Annotated in this window: 6 protein-coding genes; 1 reads left to right on the top strand and 5 read right to left on the bottom strand. The window is 34.4% G+C overall.

Going from position 1 to position 6,880, the window contains the following annotated elements; translation table 11 throughout:
- The coding region (rodA, locus tag HNS38_RS05715) for a rod shape-determining protein RodA (RefSeq protein ID WP_172346135.1) at positions 1–607 on the bottom strand (607 nt) is incomplete at its 3' end.
- 56 nt (positions 608–663) lie between these two features.
- Positions 664–2,445 (bottom strand): penicillin-binding protein 2, encoded by a 1,782-nt coding sequence (mrdA, locus tag HNS38_RS05710; protein ID WP_371823812.1) that lies wholly within the window; start codon positions 2,443–2,445, stop codon positions 664–666.
- A gap of 227 nt (positions 2,446–2,672) precedes the next feature.
- On the opposite strand from mrdA, the gene HNS38_RS05705 reads away from it, so the two are divergent.
- Complete coding sequence (locus HNS38_RS05705) at positions 2,673–3,200, top strand: nuclear transport factor 2 family protein (RefSeq protein WP_172277269.1); 528 nt, start codon at positions 2,673–2,675, stop codon at positions 3,198–3,200.
- A 2-nt stretch (positions 3,201–3,202) separates the two neighbouring features.
- Here the strand turns inward: HNS38_RS05705 and HNS38_RS05700 are convergent, their stop codons facing one another.
- The 3 genes from HNS38_RS05700 to HNS38_RS05690 form a co-directional block, all read right to left on the bottom strand.
- A complete protein-coding gene (locus HNS38_RS05700) occupies positions 3,203–3,844 on the bottom strand; it encodes a hypothetical protein (protein WP_172277272.1) in 642 nt (213 codons plus the stop codon).
- Positions 3,845–3,934: 90 nt separating this feature from the next.
- Positions 3,935–5,344, bottom strand: coding sequence for a T9SS type A sorting domain-containing protein (locus HNS38_RS05695; protein WP_172346133.1), 1,410 nt, complete (start codon positions 5,342–5,344; stop codon positions 3,935–3,937).
- 74 nt (positions 5,345–5,418) lie between these two features.
- Positions 5,419–6,861, bottom strand: a complete 1,443-nt coding sequence (locus HNS38_RS05690) for a T9SS type A sorting domain-containing protein (protein WP_172277277.1) — start codon at positions 6,859–6,861, stop codon at positions 5,419–5,421.
- Positions 6,862–6,880: the final 19 nt, after the last annotated feature.

Here is a 6,880-nt window from a genome sequence, read left to right as displayed (position 1 = left end):
CGAGTAAGGTGAGTATAAATAATAGCGCAAGTAGAAAACCAAAAACAAGAAAATTTCCTGAGAAACCTTCTCTATATAAAACCAAGATAAAAGAGAAATAAACTAAGGCACTACCAGTATCATTCTGCAAAAATATAAATACTGAAGGTGCAAAAATAATGACTCCAGATCGGATAACTTGCTTCACATCTTTTAAATTGATTTGAATGCTGCTTAAATATTTGGCTAAGGCCAAATTGGTCGCAAACTTGGCAAACTCTGAAGGTTGCAAAGCAAAACTCCCCACTTGTATCCAACTTTTGGATCCTGCAACCTCCTTTCCCATCACAAGAACGGCAACCAGCAAAAGTAAAGTGGCACCATATATGACATAAGCAAAACTGGTGAAGAATTTCATATCGATCAGGAGAATGATAAAGATGAGAATCACTGAGGTCCCAATCCATAAAGCTTGTTTTCCGTAGCGCTCTCCCATATCGAAAATAGAGGAATGCTCTGGATTATAAACAGCAGCATATACACTCATCCATCCCATTAAGGCTAAAGCAAAGTACAAACCTACTAGCCACCAATCTACATTTTTTAATATGCTATTCTTTTCTCTCATATTCTATCTCTCTTAACTCTCTATACTTCTATCTAACAAACTTAATCAAAGCTTGACTAGTCAGGAGTAATGAGATCCGCCTCCAAAATTCTCTTCTCTTTTTCTTTTCTGATGACTACCCCATTCAGGTATTTTTCCATCATCAAGCTGGCGATAGGCGCGGCCCATGTGCCTCCGAAATCGCCTGCATTTTCTACCACAACAGCAATCGCAATCCGAGGATTGTCCATTGGTGCAAATGCGATAAATATACTGTGATCATCACCATGTGGATTTTGAACGGTTCCGGTTTTACCACAAACGGTCACACTATCCATAGCTCCTCTTCTAGCTGTTCCTCCTACTTGAACAACTCTTCTCATCCCTTCAACTATAGGAGCAAAATGCTCCGCTTTTATCTCCACCTCTTGCTTCTCGTTATACTTACTAATGATATTAGAAGGCTCCCCAATAGATTTAACTAAATGTGGTCTAAAATAGAATCCTCTATTGGCGATTGCTGCCGTTAAGTTAGCCAATTGAAGAGGTGTAATCAATAACTCCCCTTGACCAATAGCCAAGGAACGAACCGTCAAAGCATTCCAAACGCCACGATAAACTTTATCATAATACTCAACCGAAGGAACCATGCCAGACTTTTCATACATCAAATCTGTATTAAATTTAGTTCCCAAACCAAAGCTTCTCACTTTCCTCGACCAATTCTCAAATCCTTTTTTCACACTTCCAGCCTTTGGGTTGTTTAATGTATTTCTAAATGTATTCCAAAAATAAGGATTACAACTCTGCTGAATACCATATATCATCCCTAATGGAGTAATATGATTATGAGAACATTTAATAGGCTTAGATACTGTTCCTTGACAACTAAATTCTGTGTTTATAGTCACCACATGTTCATCCAAAGCTATGAGTGCATTAAGCATTTTAAAGGTAGATCCTGGAGGATAAGCTGCCATTAAAGCTCTATTATACAAAGGTTTTAGCGTATCATGAAGTAATAAAATAAAATTCTTACCTCTATTTCTTCCTACTAAAATAGATGGATCGTATGAAGGGCTAGAAACCAGGCTCAGAATCTCTCCGGTGGCAGGCTCTATGGCAACTATTGAGCCCAGCTTATTCTTCATGAGGAGTTCTCCGTATAATTGCAATTCTGCATCTAAGCTGGTATACAAACTCTTACCATTCACAGCTAATGTATCAAAACGTCCTTCCTTATATTTCCCTTTCTTTCTGTTCATCACATCAACCATCACATATTCGACACCTTTTTCTCCTCTCAATTCCTTCTCATAAAATTTCTCAATACCACTTTTTCCAATATAATCACCTGAGCGATAAAAGGCATCCCTATCTAGATCTTTTCTATTAACTTCACCAATATCACCTAAATTTAAGGCTCCAGAGCGATATGGATACCTCCTCAAGGTTCTTTCTTGTACATAAAACCCAGAAAAATCATATAATGTTTCCTGCAGATAGGAAAATTCTTCTTTGGGAATTTGCCCCAAGAATAAAGAAGCTTTATAGCGGCTGTATTTTTTTGCCTTATCCATTCTACGAATAAATTCTTCGTTAGAAATTTGTAATAAGGAACAAAAACGAGTGGTGTCAAAATCTTTAAGTTGACGAGGAATCACCATCAAATCGTAGGCTGCATTATTGGCCACCATGATTTTCTCATTTCTATCATAAATAATACCCCGAGCAGGATATATAATATTCTTCCTAATCACATTACTATCAGCAGATAGCGCATACTCTTCTTCAATGATTTGAACATAGAACAAGCGAGCCAAGAATATCATTCCTATTATGGAAATGACACCAATCATAATAAATTTTCGATCTGAATAGTTTTTCTTCATGTGCGGAGTGATTGCATACAAAATTAGATAAATAGATAAGGCGAAAAATATAGAATAAAATACATATTTAACTATCTGTTGTTAATACCAAAAAAATGTCGAAGTGAATTTTTATTATGAATTTCATAGTAATCTGGCTAAAGCAAGGTATTTTTTGTATCTTTAAGCTTCCATAATTTTTAAAACCTTGTCCTATGAAAAAATCATTTATACTCCTATTTGCATATGCTCTTTTAATGATGACTTCTTGCCAAAACCAAGACGAACAAGAAGTAGTTAAAAAGCCTGAGAAAAAAGAAATTGACTTTGAAAAAGAAAAAGCCAAGGTTTCAGAACTTCTAGATTTATATGCCACCAGTACAGAAAGTGGCGATATAGAAATGATAGAACAAATATGGTGTCCTAAAGAGGATGTTATATTAATTGGTACCGAGAATGATGAAAAACTAATGGGCTGGTCTACCATTAAAAAAACCATGTCTGGACAATTCAATTCCTTAAATGAAACCCTAATATCTATCACAGACCAAAATATCTCTTTCGACCGAGATGCCCGTACTGCTTGGTTCTTTGAAGAATTGAATTATAATTTCATCTATAATGATAAAGCGATGAGCTTAGATGGCATTCGTTTTACCGGAGTTTTTATTAAAGATGACCATGGTGTATGGAAATTGGTTCAAGGCCATGTTTCGTTACCGACAAGTATAGATATGAAATAACCCTACATCTTTATTTTTAGATAAATATTTTCCTTGTTAATTAATAGTTCTCTAAAGCTATAACTACTAATTACAGTGGTTTTATTACTTTGAACCATCGCTCTATTACCACTTGTGTTTCTCACCTCTTTTGGGGTATTCACAATGAATTTATAGTTGACATAATTTAGCATATCCTCAGAAGGAAGCTGTTCACTGAGTTCTTGTTCTTCTAATAATCGCTCCAAATATGGACTTAGGTTGGGGCGAATTACTCTATTCTTTTTTATCTTAATAAACTTCTTTAGAAACATATTAGGTTTGATTTCGGCTAGGGCATAAAGTGCATTGTTTAGAGATTTCTCGTCAGCAAAATCGAAGCTGATATTAAACTTCAGCTGTTTGGCATTGAGGTCTTTTTTGATATTTGAAATACCAGGTTGTGCTTTTAAAAGTCTTAGTTTCTCGTCCAACTCTTGAATCTGTGGAACCTCGGGTACTCCACCCATCTGACTCATCATACCCCCAAAACCACTAGTTTCAAGATACATTTCATATTTTCCAGAGAGGTCTTTATTAATGGTAACCTCCTCAACTAGGTCGATACAAGATGTTAAGCTTAAAGAGATAAATATAATGGCAATACTAAAAAGTAACTTTCTCATTCGTTTAAATTTTGGTGCAAAAATAAGAGATTATCCAAGCAAGAAACGAATGAGAAAGTAATGTATTACAGTTTTAGAGTTTTTTAAGGATTAGTTTTGTTTTACAAATTTCTTTTGAATTAACTGTTGCTCCATTTCAAACTGCAAAATATAAACTCCATTTTGCAAATTCGAAATATCAATTTCTAAATCTTCTGAGGATTTTTCTTCTTTCCCATTTAATACCTGTTGACCAGAAATATTAAATACTTTATAATTGAACTCACCTGTTTCTTGGGTTTGGACTTTTATGGATTCTTTGGCTGGACTTGGGTAGACTAGGAATTTATTACTGAAGGATAATTCTTGATGGCCTACGAACATATCTACTGGAAAAATCTCTCCCAAAGTATCACCATTATGCAGATAACCTGTGATTTCATTATTATAATCCCATTCAAAGCCATGAATTTCTCTTTCCATAAAACCAAAATCAATTGAATACTCCGATTTTGTATATTCCAATCCAGTGTAAGGAATTAGTAATTCTGGAACATTGTCATCTTGCAAATAGTCGGTTAATTCAAATCCATTATCCAAGAGTATGGATGTATTAGTTTTTGTTAAACCTCCCCACTTATGATAATCTATTTGGGATATGCATAAATCTTCAAATTCTATTTCTAGTAGTTCATTTGGATAAGATTCTGTATATTCATTTGGATAAAAAACCAAAACAGTATCACCATAGGTAATTTTATCAAATTTACCGTATTCAAATTCAGTATACTTTCTATAAAACTCTGCTTCAAATATCAAAGAATCAATATGATTTTCAATATTGGTTACCTCATACCTCAGATAATTATGTTTGAATTCCACATTTTTATAAGCTTCTGCACTGTAGGTATAATAACACAAAACGTCACCCACCTCAAATTGACTAAACATATCTTCAAACTTCGGCACTAAGACTCCCAATTCACGCCCTTCGATACCCAGTAATTGATAATTACTAAATTGAAGGACTCCATGATTTTTCGTTAACACAAAGGATTCATTATTTGATAATGATATGATTTTAACAGAATCCTCCTCTCCAATTACATTTATCAAATCTAATGAACTGACAACAGCCGTGACAGAACTTTCCTCATCAAAAATCCATTCTTCATTTAGTTGAGCATTAGGGAGTAACTTAAATTGTTGATTATAGCTTTCAAAAACCCATTCTCCATTTTCGTATACTTTTGCTTGGTCCAAAAGAAACTGAGGCTGATTTGCAAGCATATAATTGGGTTCCGAACAAGTATCGCATGGACTTACGATTTTATTGAAATAATAGACTTCATGATCGCTCATCTGTTTAGTCGAGTCCACCCAAAGTACATTATCTAGTATTTCTAAGTCTCCATCATTTGAATAACAAAATCGCTCAGTGGTATTTATTGGTGCCCAATTTTGAGCAAACAAACCAATGGTCATCATTAACATGATAATTAACAGTAAATTTTTCTTCATAGTTTTTATTTTAAAAAGTGAATAAATGAAAGTAGGTGTTGATTCATTCTGCTTTTCCCGCTAATTTAATGAAATTACATTTGTTTGATAAATTTCTTTCTAATGATTTGGTTATTCATAGCTATTTGAAGAATATAAACTCCATTATGCAAGTCCGAAATATCAATCTCTAAATCGGCTAGAGTTTTTTCTTGCTTCCTATCCAAAACCAATTGCCCTGAAATATTGAATACTTGATAATTGTACTCACCTGTTTCTTGGCTTTGGATTGTTATGGATTCTTTGGCTGGGCTTGGGAAGACTAGGGAATTATTATTTATTGATAATTCTTTTTGTCCTGTGAAAATATCTAATGGGTGAATATAACCTAAAGTATCTCCATTATCAATAACTCCGACCAATTCTCTTTCTCCCCCCCATTCAAAACCAAAGTTTACATATTCTAAGAAGCCATATTCAACAGAATGCTCCATCAACATAGATTCACCAACAGGGTAAAGTTCAAAACTATACAAACCCTCATCATGATACATCAAATTGGCAAATGGCCAATCTCCTTCATAAGTAAACTGAGTCTTCTTAAGGCCTCCCCACTTAAAATTTGAAAGCTTAGAGATAGCAATCCCTTCGGAATAATTATACATATCAGGCCCTCCTTGTATAAACAATGTATCATTGGGATACGCATCTGTAAATCGATTCCTATATACTACAATATCCTCATAACCTTTAGTAGATATTTGGTTTGAACTTTTCCAATACCAATCTGTATTTGTTCTAACAAAGGCATTAAATACAATGGAATCTTCATACCTCGTAACATTTTCAATATCATACCTCACATCCGAAATCCAGCCATAAGTCTGATCGTCAGCTGCCCAATTATTAATATGATAACAAATCACATCCCCAGCACTGATCTCCGCATACATATCCTCAAAATTCGGAACCTGAAAGCCCAAGTCTCGTCCTTCGATACCTATGAGCTGATACTCGTTATTCCAATTTACAATTCCATGATTTTTTGATAAAATAATCCCCAATCCATTGGAAACCAATATTGTTTTTATTGAATCCTCTTGTCCAAATAAATCCATCATACCTATTTCTGAAATGGTGGCAGTGATATTGCCTGCAAAATCCCAAGAATCATTTAGGGAAGCATTGGGCTTTAGCGTATAAGTTTCTAGCTCTTCAATGGGCAAAAAGAAAGTATCTTGAAAAACCCAATCTCCATCTGGAAATACCCAAACATCATCCAATAAAAACTGTGGTTGATTGTATAAAAACAAACTTCCTTCTCCATTCTCAAAAGGAATAGCAATTTTATTGAGGTGATAAACTTGAGCATCATCAACTTCTTCAAAGGTCTCCACCCAGAGTACATTATTTATCATATCCAAAGTATCATCAGAGGAATAACAAAATCGTTCAGTGCTATTGATTGGCGCCCAATCCTGAGCAAACAAACCAATACTCATCACTAGCATTAATAATAAAAGTAAATTTTTCTTCATAGTTTTTTGTTTTAAAAGT

This window comes from Lentimicrobium sp. L6 (genome assembly GCF_013166655.1).
Lineage (GTDB): Bacteria > Bacteroidota > Bacteroidia > Bacteroidales > UBA12170 > UBA12170.
Note: the sequence above shows the minus strand (reverse complement) of the source record. Positions and strands in the feature narration are given on the sequence as shown.